Source organism: Pontibacter sp. T17 (assembly GCF_057219875.1).
Genome location: NZ_JBXVVW010000002.1, coordinates 630,299 through 646,206, shown reverse-complemented (window position 1 = coordinate 646,206; position 15,908 = coordinate 630,299). Strand labels below are relative to the sequence as shown.

The window sequence follows — 15,908 nt, the reverse complement described above, 5'->3', positions numbered from 1 at the left end:
TATTATAGGGTATTTCAAAGTAGGAGGGTAAGAAACTCTGCGTCACTTGTCAAACTTGCCCCGCCGCTCGAAGTCGGCCAGCAGGCGGGCCTGTGTCGGTGTGGGCGCGATGGTCTGCCCCGCATGCTGCCAGAACGCCGGGTCATATCCCGCCATGCGAATCAGCCGCTGGTCTTCCGTCAGTTGTTGCTCTTCGGCGGTAGGGCGCTGGTTATTCAGCTTTGCCATCAGCTTCCGTCGTTCCCGTGCTTTAAGGGCCAACGCTTCCGGCAGCCCCGGCAGCACCAGAAACACCGACTGCACGTCTATCTGTCCGGTCTTGCCCTGCACCACATATGCTCCCTGAAAGCGGGCCTGGATGTTGTCCAGTGCGGTGTAGTCGCCTTCGGGCCTGAAACTGTAGTCCATGTGCAGCCGCACCGTCTCACGTTTGATCTGGAACAGCAGCGTTACCATGTCATACAGGTCGGCTTCTACCCGGTGCAGGTTGCCCGTCTCCTCGTCTATGAACAGCAGGCCCTGAGAATAACCGGGTCCACGCACGCCTGGCGCCCGCTTGAAGGCCACTTTCCCAAGCGAGCGCCCATCCTGCCGCAGGCTGCCTTCATAGGTGAAATAAAACTGCTTCAGGCCGTCGGGCGACAGCGGAATACAGAAGGCGGCATTCTTCTTCAGGTAGGCATAGGGCATATTCCCCAGCTGGAAAAACTGCTCCAGCCGCAGGTCGGGCTGTCCGCTTTCGGCCTCGGTAAGATAGCCATATCGCCCGGTGATGGCTTCCAGAGGTGCCAGAGCGTCGGCCTGGCGTCGGCTTTGGGCAAACAGTTCGTGCGTTTCCACGCATACGGTGTCGCTGTAGCCAAACATCCGAAAGAACACGGCTGCGTCCTGTCGGCCCGCCTTGTTCGCTTTCTGCAGGCGGTTCAGGGCTTTGCGGGCCAGCAGCATGCCATAGTTACGCTCGGTAATCACCACTTCGCTCAGCTGTATGTCGCTGGCTTGCAGTTGTATACGCAGAGGTTCGCTTGTGGGCGCTGCCAGGCGCAGGGTGTCGCTCCGGTAGCCCAGATGGCGCACCACCAGTGTGGCGGGCCAGGCATCTACCCCCAGCACAAAGCGACCTTCCTCGTTGGTGAGGGTGCCGCGAGGCTGCCCCAGTATGCCGATCTGGGCAAACGCAATGGCGCCATCGGGGCCCTGCACCAACCCCTGTACAAACTGCGATTGGCCGTAGGCACAGGTAACCACCCCCAGCAGAAGAGGCAGCAGACAGCGAAGAAAAGCAACACGCATAATAGAAACAGGGTAACTGAGAAGGGCTATTGAGCCCGGCTGAATTTACCCTGTTTCTCGAAGTTGGCAAGTGCCGCAGCCTGGCTGGGCGTTGGGGTGATGACGGCTGCCGAGTAGGTCCAGAATGCCGGGTCGTAGCCTGCCAGTCGAATCAGCAGCTGCTCGCCTGTCAGTGCCTTTTCTTCTTTGGTGAGGGGGCGTTTGCTCAGGGCCAGCAGCACCTTCTGGCGCTCGGTGGCTTTGGCTTTCAGCTGCGGAGGCAGGCCCGGCAGCAGCAGGAATACCGCCTGCGCCCGGATGAGGCTCCGTTTCGCCAGAAACCGGTATTCCACTGCCAGCCCGCTGCTGATGCTGGCGAGAACGGTACGGTCGGCGTCGGGCCGGAAATCATAGTGGATCCAGGGCAGGCCCTGGTTTTCCTTTAGTAGAAAGGAGGTATTGATGATGCCTGTAAGCTCGCTTTCGATGCGAAAGAGGTTGCCCGTCTGTTCGTCGATGTACAGGACGCCCGAGGCCGCACCTGGGCGTTTGTTCCGTCCGCTACGCTGAAAGGCCACCTTGCCCAGCGCCCGCCCATCCTGGGTAATGCTGCCCTTGTATTCAAACCGGAAGAACTCCAGCCCGTCGGGCGAGAGAGGCACCAGGTTTTTTCCTCCGGCATAAGGATAGTAGTAAGGCAGGCGTGCCAGTTTCAACAGTCCGTTGAAACGCACTGGGGGCTTGCCCTCGGCTTCGTCGGCGGTGAGGCGGGCATAGCGGCCCGTCACGATAGTCAGCGAGTCCAGCTGGTGGGGCCGAACTTCTCCTTCGGTAAACACCTCGTGGGCTTCCAGACAGGTGCTGTCGGCATAGGCAAACATACGATAGAAGACGGTGGTGGGGTCACCGGTCTTCAGGCTGTCTTTCAGCCGTTCGAAGGCTTTGCGGGCCAGTTGAAGGCCGTAGTTGACATCGGTGATGACTACCTCGCTCAACTGGATGTCGGCGGTCTGGAGGGTAAGGGTGACGGCGCCGGCGGGGGCTTTGGTCAGGCGCAGCGTATCGCTGCGGTAGCCGAGGTAGCGCACCACCAGTGTGGCGGGCCAGGTGTCTACCGCCAGCGAGAAACGGCCTTCGTCGTTGGTGAGGGTGCCCTGCTGCTGGCCCACAATGCCCACCTGGGCAAAGGCCACCGGGCCATCAGGACTGGTGACGCTGCCTGTGACCGTGCCGCCAGTGATGGGCGGAGCGGGCGTGGTGGCAGATTGTGCACGGGCCACAACATGCGTACCGAGGACAAGCAGCAGGGCAATGACCAGCGCAAACGGCAGGTGACGGGCAGATAGACGGCGCATATCAACAGATGGGTTACCTATTAAAGAGGGGTGGCACCTGTAAAAAGTTGCATTAGGGGGGGTGGGGTGGTTGTTTCTCTGGTTGCTAATTCATTCATAACCAGCGTTGGGGATGGGCCTGGCGACGAGGGTGCGGACCTGCTCTTATTAATGAGCTAAAAATGACCTGTTAGAATAAGTCGCATGTGTGCCGCAAGGCGCGCCCTGCCCGGCGGCACCCACCCAGCTCCAGTAGCGCGGTTTGTCTTTCCTAGTTCGCTAATCTTGCCGTATGAATGTGCGCGCCTGGTTATCATTCCAGTTGTGGGTTCTGCTGTCACACGCCCTGAGCCTGCACGCGCAGGACGTGCGGGGTGACTCTCTGCGCAATGCAGGTGGCAATACGCTGTCGCTGCACTTCATTGTGGATGGCTACTATGGCTACGACCTGGCACGCAGGGAGCCGGGCAATCGGCAGCCGTTTTTCTACAGCAGCAACCGCCACAACGAGTTCAGTGTAAACCTGGCGATGCTGGACGCGCTGTACAGTGCAGAGCGGGTGCGTGGCCGTCTGGCGCTGGGCTTCGGTACGTACTTCGAGGCCAACTACGCCGCCGAGCCTGTGGGCCTGCGCAACCTGTTTGAGGCCAGCGTGGGGGTGAAGCTGCTGAAAAGCGACGACCTGTGGCTGGACGCCGGGGTGCTGCCGTCGCCGTATGGCTACGAGGGCGCCATCAGTCTGGACCAGCTGACCTACACGCGGTCGCTGAGCGCGGAGAACTCACCCTACTACGTGACGGGAGCCAAGCTGACGTACCCACTGAGCAACAAGCTGACACTGGCGGTGTTTGTGCTGAACGGCTGGCAGAACATCCGGGAGAACAACGGGGCAAAGAGCGTGGCGACGCAGCTGCAATACAAACCCCACAGCCGTCTGCTGCTGAACTGGAGCACCTATGCGGGCAGCGAGCAGGTGGCCGCAGATACCAGCGCAGGTATTTCAGACAATGGGCGCGGCTACCGCTGGTTTTCAGATATGTATGTGTGGTGGCAGGCGGGCGAGCGTATGGAAGTGCTGGCGCTGTTCGACATAGGCCGACAGGAGTATCGGGATGGGCGGTCAGCGGATATATGGTTCACGGCCAACGCGATGGCGCGGTACCGGGTGGCGGATCACTGGGCGGTTTCGGGCCGGGTGGAGTACTTCCGCGATGCACAGGGTGTGCTGATTGCGAGCCGGGCTGCCGGTGTGCCGGGCTTCACGGCCTATGGCGGCTCAGTGGGGGCCGACTTCACGCCCGCCGACAACGTGCGCTTTCGGCTGGAATACCGGCTGCTGGCTTCGCCGGAGAAGCAGTTCCGTGACCGTGATGGCAACCCCGGCCGCGTCAACCAGTTCGTAACGGCGAGCCTGGCGGCCCGGTTCTAGGGGGCTTTTGCCGATACAGCAGGACAGCTTACTTCAGGGCTTTGACCAGACTGCCTTTTCTGTATCCGGTCCATTGGCGGAGGAGCCGACCTTGTGTGTCCAGCAGGAAGAAACTGGGCGAGACTTTGTAGCGAAGGGCTGCCTGGAGGTATCCGTAGCGGTCCCAGCGGTCGTCTCGGCTGGCCTTGTCAGAGAGTTCGGGGTCGGTCCATACCCGCACGATGGCCAGATCAGGCTGTTGCGCTAACGCATCCAGTTCGGTCAGGCTTGCCAGCGAGAAGCCGCAGCCCGCACTCAGGAGTGCCACAAGGGTGCGTTTGCCTTCAGTTGCGAGGGGTAGGGTGTCGGAAGTGGTGGTTGGCACCTGGCGTACCGGCAGGGGCTGGCCTGTGCGTGGGGCCTCGAGGGCACTGGCTGCGGCGTATGCGCGTAACATCAGGGCGGTGGCATCAGTAGCGGTGGCAAGCCGGGCTGCTACCGTCTGAAGGGTAGGGGCGGGGAGTGCTGCTCTGTTTTGCTGCAAGAAATAGACAGCGGGAATCTCGGGCAGTCGTTGTAGCGCCAATGTGAGTCCGGCTGTAGGATCCAGCTGGTGGAGTGAGTCTGAGAGGCCTTGTGCCGGGTGGGCGGGGTATAGCCGGGGAGTGCCCTCTGCGACAGTCAGTTCACTTGCTGCCGCCTGGAGCAATAATGGAGGGGTAGTAGGCCGAAGGCGCCCGGACGACTCCACGGTGATGAGTTGTATGGATGCTGGCGGCGGTCCTTCCTGCTGGAGATAGAGGGAGTCGCCCCGGGAGGTCCAGTTGTAGATGTTGGATGGGGTGCGTATCCGCTGTGAGGCGAGTGTTGCATTTGCTGGCGCTTTCAGCACCCACTGTGCAGCGGCAGTGGTGGGGTACAGGAAGAGCGAGAGACAGAGGAATCGCATGGCCAGAAAGAGGTAGGTGTAAATTCTTTTACAACTGAGTGGGGCGATTGGTGTCGTTTGCGCGGGGAGAGGTTTCGATAAGTGATTCGTGAGCACGGTTGGTTTCTGCAGCTCCTAAACGCCGCACGCCCTGCGGTGCGGCAGGGCGTGCTACTTACAGGGCAGGGAAAGCGATGGGTCAGTTGAGGCGACGGGCGCCGGTGGTGTTCACCCGTAGCACAGGATGTAGTAGCGTGGTGTTTTGCTGTGGTAGGCCGCGCCCACTTGCCATAAATGACAACACCGGCACTGTAGCCGGTGTGTAGGTATTAGTTGCGGGAGTAGGACAGTCGCCAGTGCCTCAAAACGCCCTCAGCGGGCCCGAACAGAGCCCTAAAGTAGCGTTTTTCCCCGTTTTTGAGACAAGATTTTGAGACGGTTTTTGAGGGGTGGAGGGGGGTAGGATAACCGTTTTGCTATATCCTTTTCTTTCCCATTTGTGTAGATTTGTTTTTTTGCTAAGATTGCGTGTGAAAATTGTAAATCCTCAACTCATGGAAATAAACAAACTTGATGAAATTTTGAATGCGGTAGCTGAACTGAGAGTTTTTTACTTCTCAACAGTGAATGTTGAATCACAGTGTGCGTTGGTTGAGGCGTCTAAATCATTGTTAGATAAGATACGAGTAGATAGTGTGGTTTCTGAGGATGGTAAAATTATTAGGGGAGTTATGGAGCATTTGGAAATGAAGGGCGAGTTAAAGTCTGTTGGTACAAATAATATTACAGGAACCCGTTTATTTAAGTTGTACCGATATACGTCTGATAATAAGATAGTAGATTTAGCGGATTTGAGTTATGTTATCAATACCTCAGATTTTAGATGGAAACCAGTATTTGAGGAGCCATATACTATATCATAATTAAAATTGCGATAAAATTAATTTTAGTTTGATATATTTTTAGATTAATGATATTTCATTATTCTAGCAATAGCGGATCATATTTTGATTGCTTTTTGGTTAATACTAATTAGGTTAATTTGTATTTTAACAACTCATCTCGGCCCCAAGAACCGATCCCCATTGAAGTGGATCATATGGTCTGGTGATTCAGCTATCCATACTTCGGTATCCCAGGCGATGTCTTTCGAGTACTTGACAAAAGTCTTGAAGTCAAGGAAGGCAGTCACGTAAACGCGGCCTGCGGTTGCGTGCTGGAGCAGCTCTTCCAACTCGGTCCATCGCTTGGGAGATACTGGGCCGTGGCTCGTTACGGCTTCTATAAGGAAGAGCCAGTTTCTTTCTTCCTCCAGGATGATGATGTCGGGCATCTTCACAAAGAAGCCTTCGCTAACTCCCAGTGCCCGGAGTTTCTCTTCTTCGAAAATCAGCTGCTTGCCACCTTCTGCCCGGCTACTCGCCGTATCGCCCATGTAAAGTAGAACGGCTTTGGGTTTGGCGAAACGTGGGGCGAACTCGTGTATAACCGCGGCATGAAGCTTGTTGTGGCTGCCTGGTGAGAGGAGTATCTCTTGGCCGTTGAATAGCCGCACTGGTACCTTTTGCAGCTCCAGCTGCTTCTGATATTGCAGCGCCAGGCTCTTGACCTCCTTCAGGGCTAATTTGTAAGCCTTGCATCAATCAATTTACAATACGATTATGTAAGAGGCGGATCAATACAAACTTATTACCCTAGTATTTTTTGTAACAATTTATTCGTCATTTGATTAAGTTTATCAGGAGATATATTGTAAATTTCGGATAATTCATTAATTATGCTAAAACAATCCGTTGGCATAATTATACGTTGGCCAATTTTTATAAATGGTCCATCTGATTCCGCTAATATATTACTAGATGGAATTAAACTTATAATTGATCTTCCTTTTTTCGATTTTAGCATTTTGATATTAATTGAGAAAAAATTTCCGGCTCTTATAATCTCAGGTACTAAATGTTCAGGTCCTGAGTACCAGTGAAAGATAGTAGATTTTATATTATATTTTATCAATAAGTCAAGTACTTGGGTTTCTGCGCCTCTTGAGTGTATTGTTATATACCGTTGTGGAAAGTTTTTTAGTATGTTTAATACAAATTTAAATGTTTCTATCTGTTTATTTTTACTAATATTTCCGATTGATGAGAAATCTAAGCCTACTTCACCTATATAGTATGTTTCGGTAATTATTTTTTCGAAAATATTAAGCTCTTTAGTTGAATGGTAGTTCGCAAGAAGAGGATGTAGCCCAATTGCTGGCTTGGTATAGTGAAATTTTGAAATAAAAGGTAGTCCTTGCTGATATAGACTAGGAAGATTACTAACTGCAATTGTAACAATTTTATTCCTTTCACATAAATCTAATATTGCTAATGGATTAGCATACTGGTCTATATGGCAATGCCCATCAATTAGATTTACCATCTGGTAGTTTTATTATTTCTTTCAGCCAATCTTCTCCTTTTTTGTTTATTAGGACTGCAATTTCATCTAGCGCTCGCATAAAAATTGATGACTGTTCTTCTAAACTATTATTACCTATTTCTCCTGTTCCAATTATCCTTCTTTTGAAGTATTCCATATTGTTTCTGCTACGTAAAGCAGAAATACATGCCTTAAAGTCATTTGCAAACTTTTTTCTTTCAGTAAGACTGACTTCACCTTTACAAAAGTCAAAGCCATATTCTCTTCCGATATCTTTATTAATTCTATGTAATGCAGCTCTTCTATAAATACATGGCATGCATTTGCCACAATGCGAGGCCGTTCTATTGCGCCAAATAGCGTTATGACCTCTTTTTGCGCAGGAGTTTGTTTTTTTGTAATATTTTACCATCATATCCTGATTGGCACATTCGCTGACGGATTCGCCTTTAGTTTTACCTTTTAGTGGGTTTATGATCTTGTTCTGTATTCCCACGGATCCTAGTATTTCATTTAGCATTTCTATATAGTATGGATGTACAGTTCTCGTACTGCATGATCCACCTCTAGATGGTGTTAATGGTGCGTTAATTGCAATACTTCCATTTTCGGGTATTAAGAGTGCAACGTTCTCTCCTACGCCATGAGCTATAACGAGCCCTAGCCCGATAAAGATTATTGATCTACTACGAAAAGTACCCTCATATTTTTGTTTATTTTGATCACTACTTTTTTGTCTTTTAATACCTGCTATAGTCTGAATCAATTTTACCCTTTCATTAGTATTTCGGTTATATTTTTTTTTGAGCTCAGTAAAACATTCTAATTGGTCTTGGCCAACACCATTGCTTCCAGCATTGTCTCTATGCCCGACTAGTAAAACTTTGTTTGATTTGCTTTCTTCAAGTGTATTTATTGCTCCAATGAATGAATCAAGACCTCCTGAGAAAAGAGACACGTGTGTAAATTGTGTATTATTAGTAAGTGAGTTTACTTCTTTATCAAGTATTTGAATTTCACTTTTGTGAAAACTAATTTCCCAAATATCGCCAGTTAAAAACCTAAGGCATTTTTCGAGTTTATTTTTTTGTGGTAGCCAGACATTGATATCTGAAACAGGAAAAGAAACTCTTAAATCTCTTGTCCAGTTATCTGGCGCATTTTTCCTTAATACAGTGCGATCAATAAAATAAGTTATGATACTAATTGTTAGAAAATCAGTTATTATTTTGCTGTTAATTCTTGAGTTGTCATGGAAATAAACTAAATTCCCATCTTTGTCTTTGAACGCAATGGATTTTGCTTCTCCATTACTATTCAGAGTAATTTGGTTATGGCCATTTTGACCGGTTGTGATTGTTGCCTTAAACATTGTTGTCGAGCTTAAAGATTTTTTTGATTTTGATCCTCACCTGTTTTATTATATCATGAATGGTTTTAGTTTTCTTTAATTTATCAGCTTTCTTAGCTAAATAATCGTCTATTGATGCATCGATTACTTTCCTTAAGTTTAAACAAAACTTTTCAGCATCATTTATACTGGTTTTTTGAACTATCTCTTCATAGCTGTGACGACTTATCTGATTAAAAAGATACTTACCGATAAATTTAAGGATAAATTCTGTTAATTTGCTTACGCTCATGGTTTCGGTCATTATCTCTCTTACTTTTTGGGGGCTGGCCGCATCTTTTAGAATGCTTATTAATAAATCATCCATAGCTATTCTTGCATCTCCTTCATCAATAACTCCTCCATCACCACAAAGCATTGTTATCATTTTATTTTTAATTTCGGAAATAGAGCTGCCACTAAATAGCTCTTCATATTTACTTAGCGAATTATTTTCTAATTCTTCTGCTAAAATAGCAATGTTGTTTAATGCAGTGTTAAGTATTTCTCCATACAAGCCGCCTAAATTACTATTGGTTTTTCCTTTAGCTACACTTTTTGTTCCTGAGGCTATTAAGTATTTTTTGATGACTCGATAGTATTTTTCCTCAGTGCTTCCTTCGTTCCCAGTGGAAATTGCGATTGTGACGCTTCTTTTATAAGAAGGCCAATTTGCAGTGGTTGGTGCGGTATAGCTTGCAGATGTTCCCATTTCTTCAGTTATTATTTAGAGCTTCGCTTGCTTGATTATTTAATTTTCTAATCTCGTCAAGTGAATTCAGAATTACTTCGACACTTTGAGGCTTATTCATATGCACTACTGTTTGTAGTCTTATTACGGTGGATGCGGAAATTAAAGTGAGGTTTGACTTAGATAGTATTCTTTCTATGTACTGTATAGATTGAGGCAAACCATCTAATGCTAAAATAGCTAATACCTCTAGATATTTATTAACCCTTTCTTCTGAATTTGCGGTATCAGACATTAATTTGAATAGTAATTCTATTTCAGCCTCATTTAATTTTTTGACTTTTGAGCTAATATTTTTCTTATGGTCATCTAATTCCTTTTCTGTTATTAATTTGAACAGATCACGGATTTCCGTAGATATTAATTTAAGATTTGAAACCGAAGATGCAAGTTTATCTCTTGAAAGCCAATAGTAATTCTGTAGTTCAATATCTTGTAATTTTGGCTCAATCTTAAGCCACGATTTTATTAAGGGTTGATCCCAATCGTTACGTAACTTATTTTTCTTTTGGCTTTGCTTTATATTTTTATTTGACGATTCTTCCTCCAAACTAACCAACTCTACAGGTTTGCCATTTTGACTTTGCTGCAATTCAAATAGTTCTTTATAATGTTCAGTATGAAAATATTCCAGCATCATTAATTTTAGAAGAACTGCATCATCAATTCCTTTAACTTTTGCTATTTTTGCCATTTTTTTTCTCAATAGGAATGAATTCAAGAACCTTTTTATCTGTCTTGGATTCCCTTTTAGGCCCTCGGTAATAATCTGAATCGAAGAATTCAGAAAGAATAATTTTTCAGCTAGTCCTGGTGGTATATTTTTTACAATCTTTTTAATATCATTGTAGCCATATGTATTTTCCTCTCCTTTTTTTATCTTATCATGATAATCATTATATATTAATGTGAAATCCTCTGGATTACAATCAAGATGACAAAATAAAAGAGTTACGTATGTATCAACTTCTGCTGGTGAAAGAACTGGTAAATGATAGGGTATTTGTATTACTTTTTCTAAGTACTCTGTTATCAGGTAAGTATTATCGATTAATTCAGTTGAGTTGTATAACTCATGTACAGCATGTTTTATTATTCTTGAATCTGCTCCGATAATAAAGGCTGTATTATTCACACTTAAAAATAATTTAATCGCTTCTAAATTTTCAATTATTCGTTTTGGTGAACATCTGTCTAGGTCATCTATAATTATTACTAATTTTTCGATATTGCTAACTTTAATTAGTTCTTCAAATTGTTCTCTGAAATTTCTAATATTTATACTTTCGGATGAATTATTGCTAGGGTTAATTAAATCCCCCGTTGAAGTTTTGTCGAGTATTTCTTTGGTCTTTTTTCCGGTGAATGTGCTTTGTATAATGCTCATAAATCCGGGATCTCCAGTTAAATAGGCTGATATTACTGGTAGTAAATAATGCTGTGATGCATTTTTTGCTATTCGCATCCAATTTACTTTTCCAATTAATTTTTTAATTAATTCTTTTCCTAAGGTTGTTATTTTCTTATTTTGTTCTAGTTCTGCTAATATCGAGCTTAATAGCGCGGATTTTGCATCGTCATATCCTTCAAACAACCAACCATTAAAATAAATACAAGCTACATTTTCTATTTTTTTCTTTTTTTCAGGGTTATCATGTAAATCTTTATTTGTCAATGTTTTTTGCAGCATACGAAGTATGCTAGTTTTACCGCTCCCCCAATCACCATGAATACCTATAGTTACTGGCAAGATACTATCATCAAGGACAAGATCTAATAGCAGCTCACTGTGAACTGAGTATCCTAGTAAGTCAGTGGTTGTTTCTGCGTCAGTCCACATGTTCTTGATTCTTCGGCCTGATTAGTATGTAATGCTACGGATTCATTTGTTGTTTGTCAAGTTTCTAACGTCGGCAAATCACACCCTACGGAGGGAAAATCGGGTTATAGTGAGGGGCAGACGGCACTACTGAGGGCCAGAAGGGCCTCAATCGAGGCGGGAAAGTATCATGTGGACCTTGAAAACCTGTCGTAGAGACTTCAGCGGGATAGTCTGTGGCTCGTAGAGGTTGTTGTCGCTGATAAGGTCCACCTCTCCAGCTGTGTGGATACGGTTGCGGATACGCTTTACCACCAGGCTATAGCCGAAGCATACGAGATAGATCTTGCCGGTAGGGAGGTCTGCCCACTTGCCAGGGTCAACCGGGGATACGACAATCTGGTCGCGGGGCTGTATTCGGGGCGTCATGCTGTCTCCGATAACCTCTATTGCGAAGGCATCGTCAGGGAAGCCCAGCGCGTCATGCACTGCAATGCGCTCCCAGTTGTCGATTGTGTCCTGTGGGATGATAGTATCCTGAAATCCGGCCTGAGCCTGAATAGAGGCATAGGGAAGCAGGTGAGTGGTAGCTGGTATATTGTTTTTCCATGAGACTCTTTCGGCGTTTATTGCTCTCCAGATCATATCCTCGGATAGTTGGTAAATACTTGCCAGCTGTGATGCTCTCTGATGGCTGAGCTGCGTAATACCTCTTTCTATATCCGAGTACGAGCGCAGAGTGATACCCAGCTCGTCAGCGATCTGTTGCTGAGTTTTCCCGCGCATTGTGCGTAGGCGCCTCAAAGCTTCGGCCTGACCTTGTAGTCGGCTGCTATTGTTATCAGGATGATAGTCTTCGTCATTGGTGCTGACCATGCCCGCGATGTCACTTACACTTATCCCGTATAACTCGGCCAGCTTACAGAGAACCTCGAAGGATAGGATAGTCTTACCTGACTCAATGCGCTGGTAATTAGCCTGCGTCATGTCCAGATAGGTGGCTATGTCTCCTTGGCTGAACCTAAACTTCTCGCGTATGCGCCGCAGGACGTGATCCTGGGTAGGGGAAGGATTTGCCATCTTCTTATTAGCTGATTAGATCACCATAATGTTTATGGGGTGAAACGTAATCTAGTCGGTAAGTTAATTTTTAAGCAAACTCTGATTATATTTATCTGTTAAAATATTTATCTCATTATTGGCGAAATCCTGAAATTCTTTATACTTTATTGCTTCCATGTAGCAATTTATATAGATTCTTGGTAGTTCCTGATATTTGGCGTTTCTAAGGGACTCTTTTAGCATATTATATAATGTATGATTGCTGTTTAATTTTGAATATAAATTAATCAAATCTTCGTCTTGTATTATTATTTTTTGATTATACTCGATTATTTTTTTAAGACGTATTAGTACTTGATTTTGATTTTCAGTATCATCTTCATCTTCAATCAACCCTGATGTTAGATAATTTTTGATATTGGTTTGATTTAAGTTGCTTTGTGATTTTGCGATTTCATTTATTGCCTTTTCGAGTAGTTTTATGATGCTTTTTATGGATAGACTGTGACCCAGAAAAATAATATCTGATGCTACTTCTTGTGGCCCGGATTTCCAAAATACTTCATATGCAATGTTTAGATTATCAAATATTTTGCTAATCCTTTCCTCTAAATTATTTAGCTTTATATACAGTATGCTGTCTGTTCTTTTGATGTAGTCCAGGTCGATTTTTATTGTAATTAGATTAGATTTTACTTTTTCTCCATAATATTCAATTTTCTTTACTTGTATCAATTTTTTTATCTCATACTCTTCGTTTTGCGTGTTTGTTAAATACGCCATGCTTTTTTCTATTTCTTTTAGGAACTTGTGTAGTAAAATGATATCTGAATTTGTTGAGGTATTCTTTTCAATAACTGCATTTTGCGCATTGAATTTATGGTTCATTCTTTGAATCCAATGGCCGGAGAAAACAGTGGCCAGCATAGTTCCTGCTTGACTTAGCATCTGGGTAAAAAAGCTGAGGAGTGCCATTGGTTATGTCTGTTAGTTTTAAATGTATGACCTCTATTATCGGTAATGGTGAGGGTAGTTGGAGGTCACTTTGTTTAAGTGTGCGGCACTTTCAATCCACCCGTGAGATGATGCGGTGGACCTTGAAGACCTGCCGAATCTTCTGTGCAGGTACCGACATCGGTTCATAGTTGGGGTTCTCACTCACCAGCTCAAGGGCTTCCGACTGGTTGATGCGGTTGCGCACCCGCTTTACGGTTATCGTTTCGTCGTAGCATATCAGGTACAGCTGGCCACTCACCAGCTCGGGCCACCGGCTGGGGTCAATTGGAGAGACCACCACCGTATCACGCGGCATGATCTTCGGGATCATGCTGTCGCCTTTTACCTCAATTGCGAAGGAATCCTTGGGGAGATCGTCAGCGTCTGGGATTGCGACCTTCTCCCAATGCTGCATCTGGTCTTGAGGGATGAACGCATCAACAAAGCCCGCCTGCGCACGGACTGACGCAAAGGGAAGCAGGCGGGTTCCAGATGGTAATTCGCTTTTGGCGAATTTTATCCTCTCTGTTGAGCCATCTTGAAGCATCGCGAGAAACTCTGTTGCTGGTATCCCATAGAACTCGGCCAGCTTCATGAGCACATCCACCTTAAGCTCTGTTTGGCCGGTTTCAATCTTCCAGTATGCGTTTGTGACAAGATCCAGATACGCAGCGACATCCGCCTGGGAGTAGCGGGATTTCGCTCGTAGCGAGCGTAGCACATCCGAGATTGATTTCTTGTCCACGATTCAAAGAAATCAACCCTAGGGCGAGAAATAATCACCACTATGTTGATATTGTAAGAGCTTATGGCTTTCTAAAATGAAGCTAATGGGTGATTATTGCCTTCATAACACGCGCCGCTTATGAAGACCCAGTTCACGGTACAAGCTAATCAACTCGCCTGCATCGGCGGGGGGATGTGGAGCAGTGTTGAACTGGTAGCGCGTGTTTCTAACGCTCTGCTCCCCGCCGATGCACGCACCAGCACAGGCCCGGCCCTCAGTGGCGCCGGGCTTGTCTGCTTGTAGGGTATTCACCACAAACCACGATAGCGATGTTGACCAACGACCCGAATCAGGAGGGCCACCCATGAGTATGACGCCTTGGGATATGGTTGTGTACAGCCTTACGGGTGTGACGGCCCTTTACTGGGGTGCCTTCTCTCTTTACCTGCGCATTCGAGAGAAGACGAAGCCAGTAGTTACGGACGAGGCGAAAGCCATTCCAATTAAGCCCGCAGCTCCAATAAAGCCAGTAGCGCTTCTGAAGCCCTATCTGGTCGAATGCCCAACGCTGGGGAACAAGCGAGACTTCTACAGCCTGGAGGAAGCAACACAATGCTTCAGGGAATGGCTCTTGAAGCTGGCGCCTCACCAAGTGATTCTACGGGCGCAGCCTAGTGGGCGACTGATACTTATTGATAGGTGGCAGTCTGGAGGCGCCGTGTCCGTGAACGGGACGCTATCCACTATTGCTGCCGTGTACTCTACTCTCATTTTCCTTAAACCATGAGCGCCGTAGCCTACCGGGTGGTGTGCAACCAGCGGCAGCGCTGGCAAAACTTCCCCAACAAGAAAGAAGCGCTGGCCTGCTACTACAAGTGGATGGAAGAGCTGGCGCCCGCCGATGTGGTGGTCTATGAAGTGACCACCGGAGACACTGCCACCGAGCAGAACTGCCGCGAAATCCTCAGCGGCTCGCAACCCTTTCTCTTCGACATCCCCCAACAACGGAGGTATCTGTGACCGTTATCGACTATCTATTTTTTACGGCTTTCTGCCTGTCGCCTGCGGCGGCGGTGGTGGGAGCCATGCTCTATGGCCGCTGGCTGGACCGCAAGGAAGCCCGGCGGAAGCGCGAACTGAGCGAGGCCCTGAACGGAAAGGAGGACCGCCATGCGTCTCGGTGAAATTGGGCTGGGTGCGCTGCTGGTAGGCTTTGCCGGGCTGCACCTGCTGCGGGCCATCGAAGAGAGCCGGGAGCAGGAGACGCTGACGCCTCAGCCCCTGCCGAAGCCGGTGCCGCCGTCGCGCCGGGTGTCTGCCGCCAATCGGTGGGATGCTGTGGCCCAGGACGTGGCCTTTGAGGAAGTGAAGGAAGAAGGGAGGCCCGTATGACGCCCGAAACACTGCTGCTGGTATCGGCGCCGCTGGGAGCGGGGCTCTGTGTGGCGGTGCTCCAGTTCATCCGCTGGCAGAGCAAACGGGTGTCGGCGGTGGAGCGGGAACGCCGCCGCGACATTGCCCGGCTGGCCGAGCACAACATCGAGCTGCGGAACCAGCTGGTGGAACTCTACGGCGATCTGGACCGGCTGAAACAGCGCCTGCACGACCGCCAGCTACTGGCCGAAGTGGATGCCTGTCTGCGCAAGTGTGGCAGCCAGTATGAGAAAGGCTTGGTAGATTATTAGTTGGCTTACAGTTCAGGCTTATATAAAAATCCGCCACTTACTGATTGATAATCAATGTATTGTGTGCAGTATGAGTCTTTTTCGACATATGATGATAAGATGTACTTGCATA

At 47.4% G+C, this 15,908-nt stretch carries 17 protein-coding genes and 1 pseudogene; 6 read left to right on the top strand and 12 right to left on the bottom strand.

What is annotated here, in order from left to right; translation table 11 throughout:
- Positions 1-42: 42 nt before the first annotated feature.
- Together AC2D8O_RS10805 and AC2D8O_RS10800 are read right to left on the bottom strand one after the other, a co-directional pair.
- Positions 43-1,293: a carboxypeptidase-like regulatory domain-containing protein gene (locus tag AC2D8O_RS10805; RefSeq protein WP_484678829.1), complete on the bottom strand. Its 1,251-nt coding sequence runs from the start codon at positions 1,291-1,293 to the stop codon at positions 43-45.
- Between the two features lie 26 nt (positions 1,294-1,319).
- Entirely contained in the window at positions 1,320-2,627 is a 1,308-nt protein-coding gene (locus AC2D8O_RS10800) for a carboxypeptidase-like regulatory domain-containing protein (RefSeq protein WP_484678828.1), read from the bottom strand.
- 271 nt (positions 2,628-2,898) lie between these two features.
- On the opposite strand from AC2D8O_RS10800, the gene AC2D8O_RS10795 reads away from it, so the two are divergent.
- The gene (locus tag AC2D8O_RS10795; RefSeq protein WP_484678827.1) at positions 2,899-4,035 is read left to right on the top strand and encodes a porin; all 1,137 of its coding nucleotides are present in this window, start codon (positions 2,899-2,901) and stop codon (positions 4,033-4,035) included.
- A 28-nt stretch (positions 4,036-4,063) separates the two neighbouring features.
- Here the strand turns inward: AC2D8O_RS10795 and AC2D8O_RS10790 are convergent, their stop codons facing one another.
- Positions 4,064-4,963, bottom strand: coding sequence for a TlpA family protein disulfide reductase (locus tag AC2D8O_RS10790; RefSeq protein ID WP_484678826.1), 900 nt, complete (start codon positions 4,961-4,963; stop codon positions 4,064-4,066).
- A 533-nt stretch (positions 4,964-5,496) separates the two neighbouring features.
- Between AC2D8O_RS10790 and AC2D8O_RS10785 the strand changes: the two genes are divergently transcribed.
- Positions 5,497-5,865 (top strand): hypothetical protein, encoded by a 369-nt coding sequence (locus AC2D8O_RS10785; RefSeq protein ID WP_484678825.1) that lies wholly within the window; start codon positions 5,497-5,499, stop codon positions 5,863-5,865.
- A gap of 134 nt (positions 5,866-5,999) precedes the next feature.
- On the opposite strand, the gene AC2D8O_RS10780 is transcribed toward AC2D8O_RS10785, so the two are convergent.
- The 9 genes and pseudogenes from AC2D8O_RS10780 to AC2D8O_RS10740 all read right to left on the bottom strand — a co-directional run bounded on the left by AC2D8O_RS10780 (position 6,000) and on the right by AC2D8O_RS10740 (position 14,129).
- On the bottom strand, positions 6,000-6,497 hold the full coding sequence (locus AC2D8O_RS10780) for a BsuBI/PstI family type II restriction endonuclease (RefSeq protein ID WP_484678824.1): 498 nt from the start codon (positions 6,495-6,497) through the stop codon (positions 6,000-6,002).
- A 134-nt stretch (positions 6,498-6,631) separates the two neighbouring features.
- A complete protein-coding gene (locus AC2D8O_RS10775; protein WP_484678823.1) occupies positions 6,632-7,366 on the bottom strand; it encodes a TatD family hydrolase in 735 nt (244 codons plus the stop codon).
- A complete protein-coding gene (gene qatC / locus AC2D8O_RS10770; RefSeq protein ID WP_484678822.1) occupies positions 7,350-8,738 on the bottom strand; it encodes a Qat anti-phage system QueC-like protein QatC in 1,389 nt (462 codons plus the stop codon). The genes AC2D8O_RS10775 and qatC overlap by 17 nt, the downstream gene beginning before the upstream one ends.
- Positions 8,731-9,468, bottom strand: a complete 738-nt coding sequence (locus AC2D8O_RS10765) for a hypothetical protein (protein WP_484678821.1) — start codon at positions 9,466-9,468, stop codon at positions 8,731-8,733. The genes qatC and AC2D8O_RS10765 overlap by 8 nt, the downstream gene beginning before the upstream one ends.
- 4 nt (positions 9,469-9,472) lie before the next feature.
- Positions 9,473-11,347, bottom strand: a complete 1,875-nt coding sequence (locus AC2D8O_RS10760; RefSeq protein WP_484678820.1) for a KAP family P-loop NTPase fold protein — start codon at positions 11,345-11,347, stop codon at positions 9,473-9,475.
- Between the two features lie 147 nt (positions 11,348-11,494).
- A complete protein-coding gene (locus AC2D8O_RS10755; protein ID WP_484679314.1) occupies positions 11,495-11,971 on the bottom strand; it encodes a S24 family peptidase in 477 nt (158 codons plus the stop codon).
- A 9-nt stretch (positions 11,972-11,980) separates the two neighbouring features.
- Positions 11,981-12,406: pseudogene (locus AC2D8O_RS10750) on the bottom strand (helix-turn-helix domain-containing protein); the annotation flags it as partial.
- 63 nt (positions 12,407-12,469) lie between these two features.
- Entirely contained in the window at positions 12,470-13,363 is an 894-nt protein-coding gene (locus tag AC2D8O_RS10745; protein ID WP_484678819.1) for a hypothetical protein, read from the bottom strand.
- Positions 13,364-13,454: 91 nt separating this feature from the next.
- Positions 13,455-14,129 carry an XRE family transcriptional regulator gene (locus AC2D8O_RS10740; protein WP_484678818.1) on the bottom strand — a complete coding sequence of 225 codons (675 nt, stop codon included), beginning with the start codon at positions 14,127-14,129 and terminating at the stop codon, positions 13,455-13,457.
- Positions 14,130-14,894: 765 nt separating this feature from the next.
- Between AC2D8O_RS10740 and AC2D8O_RS10735 the strand changes: the two genes are divergently transcribed.
- The 4 genes from AC2D8O_RS10735 to AC2D8O_RS10720 are packed head-to-tail and all read left to right on the top strand — an operon-like array spanning position 14,895 to position 15,796.
- Positions 14,895-15,131, top strand: a complete 237-nt coding sequence (locus AC2D8O_RS10735; protein ID WP_484678817.1) for a hypothetical protein — start codon at positions 14,895-14,897, stop codon at positions 15,129-15,131.
- Positions 15,128-15,295: a hypothetical protein gene (locus AC2D8O_RS10730; RefSeq protein WP_484678816.1), complete on the top strand. Its 168-nt coding sequence runs from the start codon at positions 15,128-15,130 to the stop codon at positions 15,293-15,295. The genes AC2D8O_RS10735 and AC2D8O_RS10730 overlap by 4 nt, the downstream gene beginning before the upstream one ends.
- Positions 15,282-15,503, top strand: coding sequence for a hypothetical protein (locus AC2D8O_RS10725; protein WP_484678815.1), 222 nt, complete (start codon positions 15,282-15,284; stop codon positions 15,501-15,503). Before AC2D8O_RS10730 ends, AC2D8O_RS10725 begins: the two co-directional genes overlap by 14 nt.
- Positions 15,500-15,796 (top strand): hypothetical protein, encoded by a 297-nt coding sequence (locus AC2D8O_RS10720; protein WP_484678814.1) that lies wholly within the window; start codon positions 15,500-15,502, stop codon positions 15,794-15,796. The genes AC2D8O_RS10725 and AC2D8O_RS10720 overlap by 4 nt, the downstream gene beginning before the upstream one ends.
- Positions 15,797-15,908: the final 112 nt, after the last annotated feature.

Excerpts from the sequence above, each read along its gene's own strand:
- AC2D8O_RS10805 (WP_484678829.1), bottom strand. The coding sequence starts at position 1,293 with ATGCGTGTTGCTTTTCTTCGCTGTCTGCTGCCTCTTCTGCTGGGGGTG.
- AC2D8O_RS10800 (WP_484678828.1), bottom strand. The coding sequence starts at position 2,627 with ATGCGCCGTCTATCTGCCCGTCACCTGCCGTTTGCGCTGGTCATTGCC.
- AC2D8O_RS10795 (WP_484678827.1), top strand. The coding sequence starts at position 2,899 with ATGAATGTGCGCGCCTGGTTATCATTCCAGTTGTGGGTTCTGCTGTCA.
- AC2D8O_RS10790 (WP_484678826.1), bottom strand. The coding sequence starts at position 4,963 with ATGCGATTCCTCTGTCTCTCGCTCTTCCTGTACCCCACCACTGCCGCT.
- AC2D8O_RS10785 (WP_484678825.1), top strand. The coding sequence starts at position 5,497 with ATGGAAATAAACAAACTTGATGAAATTTTGAATGCGGTAGCTGAACTG.
- AC2D8O_RS10775 (WP_484678823.1), bottom strand. The coding sequence starts at position 7,366 with ATGGTAAATCTAATTGATGGGCATTGCCATATAGACCAGTATGCTAAT.
- qatC (WP_484678822.1), bottom strand. The coding sequence starts at position 8,738 with ATGTTTAAGGCAACAATCACAACCGGTCAAAATGGCCATAACCAAATT.
- AC2D8O_RS10765 (WP_484678821.1), bottom strand. The coding sequence starts at position 9,468 with ATGGGAACATCTGCAAGCTATACCGCACCAACCACTGCAAATTGGCCT.
- AC2D8O_RS10760 (WP_484678820.1), bottom strand. The coding sequence starts at position 11,347 with ATGTGGACTGACGCAGAAACAACCACTGACTTACTAGGATACTCAGTT.
- AC2D8O_RS10755 (WP_484679314.1), bottom strand. The coding sequence starts at position 11,971 with ATGATCTGGAGAGCAATAAACGCCGAAAGAGTCTCATGGAAAAACAAT.
- AC2D8O_RS10745 (WP_484678819.1), bottom strand. The coding sequence starts at position 13,363 with ATGGCACTCCTCAGCTTTTTTACCCAGATGCTAAGTCAAGCAGGAACT.
- AC2D8O_RS10735 (WP_484678817.1), top strand. The coding sequence starts at position 14,895 with ATGAGCGCCGTAGCCTACCGGGTGGTGTGCAACCAGCGGCAGCGCTGG.
- AC2D8O_RS10725 (WP_484678815.1), top strand. The coding sequence starts at position 15,282 with ATGCGTCTCGGTGAAATTGGGCTGGGTGCGCTGCTGGTAGGCTTTGCC.
- AC2D8O_RS10720 (WP_484678814.1), top strand. The coding sequence starts at position 15,500 with ATGACGCCCGAAACACTGCTGCTGGTATCGGCGCCGCTGGGAGCGGGG.